Source organism: Pseudomonas sp. SIMBA_068, from assembly GCF_046534705.1.
GTDB lineage: Bacteria > Pseudomonadota > Gammaproteobacteria > Pseudomonadales > Pseudomonadaceae > Aquipseudomonas > Aquipseudomonas putida.
The window spans coordinates 1-240 of record NZ_JAWRYI010001501.1 but is presented as its reverse complement, the minus strand read 5'-3'; the positions used below and the strand labels follow the sequence as shown (position 1 = coordinate 240).

Genomic DNA, 240 nt, shown 5'->3' with positions numbered 1-240 from the left:
CCGCCTGCGCGTGCAGACCGAGCACAACGGTGATGCACTGACCCTGCCGGATTACTTCTCCAGCCGCTTCGAAGACAACAGCGGCCTGCTGCGGATCATCTCGGCCATCGTCATCCTGGTGTTCTTCACCATCTATTGCGCCTCTGGCATCGTTGCCGGTGCCCGCCTGTTCGAAAGCACCTTCGGCATGTCGTATGAAACTGCCCTGTGGGCGGGGGCTGCGGCCACGATTGCCTACAC

1 protein-coding gene is annotated in these 240 nt (G+C 61.7%); it reads left to right on the top strand.

Annotated elements, in window-relative coordinates:
- Window positions 1–240 (top strand): sodium:solute symporter family transporter (locus tag SB756_RS34660; protein WP_410913832.1); only part of this gene is annotated, 240 nt, incomplete at both ends.